Here is a 2483-nt window from a genome sequence, read left to right as displayed (position 1 = left end):
TACTTAGATAGGATTAAATCTCTTTTGTGATAGGAAAAAAATATCAAAAGTCTTTCACCAGTACTTTATCAAAAGAAGCTGGAAAGCCTGATCATAGAATAAAGGTGGAGTATAATCAATATCAAAAACAATAACTTCATAGTTACTAATAATTCACGCTAACGCCCAGCTAAAATGAGTATGCGCATCAGTTGCTAGAAGCATTGAGGTTTCCCATTCGCACTGTCATATCATATAGCTTATTTCGCATATTCATTTTAGTGTCTGTGTGTGTCCAGCATGGGCATCTGGTATCTAAGACACCAAATTATTCCAGAGGGTGAAAGTCCCTTATGTGCGGGAGTCGTGTCCCGAAGCAGTAGCCGTTCTAAAGGCTACACGAGCCAGAACTTCGTTTTTGTTTCCCCAGGGCTTCACCCTATTAAAGTGCCTGGGTAGGGTCAGATGGTGGAACATCTAGTTTCTTACAGGTATATAACCTGTGAAACATATATATAGGCGACTTCATGTCGCGAGTACGCTTGGTGGTGTGTGAGGCGAACTGACGGTCATCTGGTCGTCAGCCGTCTACACGATTACTGCTCGTTTCGTTTGATTACCAGCAATCACAAACATCTTTTGCTACAGTTTCGAAAATACCGTTACTATTAATATTGAATAATATCAATAACTAAAGCAAGTTTCTTAAACCCAACATTTAACAGTTGAATTTATATTTAAGAACACGCAAGTATGCAACCACCAAAGAGAATTGATAAAAACCGCCCTCAAAGGCTATATAGTCACTTTTCGAAGTGAAGAAAAGCACGCAAGAAGCACGCAATAGAAAATAAAAAGAGCAGCTACTTTATGTATCTGCTTGATTATCAAGGGTGGAAGATGGGACTCGAACCCACGACCTCCTGAACCAAAATCAGGATGCCAAACGTTTTATAACAAGCCCAAATAACCTTTAAAATACTGATTATTAGTAATTTATAATTCATATCGATTACATTAGAAGCTCTTAAAAACCTTTAAATAACACAAAAAACGTTAGAAAAACGTTAGAACCTTTATCAAGGTATGTGCGTAAAGAACCACATACTAATTGTAAAAGGTATGGCAACTATAAAATTAAAGCTGGACATGTCCTACAAGCCAAAAGGTAAAATCAAATCCGAAATTACTTATCCCCTGGTAATAAAAGTGTCACATAGAGGTGTATGGAAGAATGTCCAAATGGGGTATAATTTGAAAGAGAGAGAGTGGGATGAAAATAAGGAAAGAGTTACCAGGAGTTACACAAATTCGGGTAGAGCGAATGCCAAGATTTCAAGGAAATGGGCTATCGCTGAAGAAACGCTTACGGAACTTACTAAACCGGTACTCAAAAATATGGATGTGTACCAAGTCGCTCAACTCATAGAATTTAAGATAAAAGAAGAACTTGAGACCAAAAATTCTATCACTGCTGCTGCTTTCCAATCACAACAAACCAAACTCAAAGAATATTGCGAAAAGGTGGTTGCTAGACTTAAGAAGGCCAAAAGGAATAAGTACGCCATTGCATTTGAAGATGCGGTAACTGCCGTAATTAATTATCATGGAAGGGACGATCTTTTAATGTCAGATATTGATAAAACATTTCTTGAAGATCTGGAGGCTGACTGGTTAAGTAGAGACAATGGAATTGGTGGGTTGGCAGTGCATTTAAGACAGATCAGGAGGTTATTTAACTTAGCTATTGATGATAACGATTCAGAACTTATACTCGATCAGTATCCGTTCGGACGTAGAGGCTATACAGTTAAAAAAGGTAAAGGTAATAAACGAGCAATGGATCTGGACGATATGCAGAAAATCGTCCAATACAAGTATAAAGAAGGTTCTGCAAGTTGGCATCATAGAAACTATTTCCTTTTCATGTTCTACTTACGAGGTATGAATTTCATGGACTTGGCACACCTTAGAATGGAGAATTTGAATAAGGATAGAATTATCTATGAGAGAAGGAAAACCAGGAGGGGAGAAAATGTAAAGGCATTCAATATTAAGTTAATAGATGAAGCAAAGTGTATTCTGAATTATTATAGCGCAGGGAAGAAGAAAAAGAATGATCTGATTTTTCCAATATTGGAAGATGTCATACACTGTGGCGACAGTGAAGTTATTCAAAAAACCTACAAACAAAGGGCGGACAATCATAATAAGAGACTGAAAAAAATTGCAAAGGATGTTGATATTAACGTAAACCTTACCACCTACGTGGCTAGACATACGTTCGCAACAACGGCGCTTTTCAAAGGTTTATCTAAAACCAAAATTGGCGAAATGATGGGGCACACAAGTGCAGTTACTACGGAAGCGTATCTTGATCAATTCGATAAAAAGGTTCTGGACGAGGCTGCTGATGTGGTCTTCAGTAAATCGAAACCTGCTGTTAAAAACGGCAGCGCAAATCTTTAAAATGCTTAAGGGATCCGGAAAAGCGATGACGTTTC

Annotated in this window: 1 protein-coding gene and 1 tRNA gene; one reads left to right on the top strand and one right to left on the bottom strand. The window is 37.9% G+C overall.

The annotated features are described in order from the left end of the window. Positions 1-873: 873 nt before the first annotated feature. Positions 874-962, bottom strand: a tRNA-Gln gene (locus AC04NP_RS30380). Positions 963-1101: 139 nt separating this feature from the next. On the opposite strand from AC04NP_RS30380, the gene AC04NP_RS30375 reads away from it, so the two are divergent. Next, positions 1102-2448 carry a site-specific integrase gene (locus AC04NP_RS30375; RefSeq protein WP_482863888.1) on the top strand — a complete coding sequence of 449 codons (1347 nt, stop codon included), beginning with the start codon at positions 1102-1104 and terminating at the stop codon, positions 2446-2448. Positions 2449-2483 lie beyond the last annotated feature (35 nt).

The organism is Agaribacillus sp. DX54 (assembly GCF_056858335.1).
The sequence above is the reverse complement of the archived record's forward strand: the minus strand, read 5'-3'. Positions and strand labels throughout refer to the sequence as shown.

Coding starts and splice junctions, on each gene's coding strand:
- AC04NP_RS30375 (WP_482863888.1), top strand. CDS start 1,102: ATGGCAACTATAAAATTAAAGCTGGACATGTCCTACAAGCCAAAAGGT.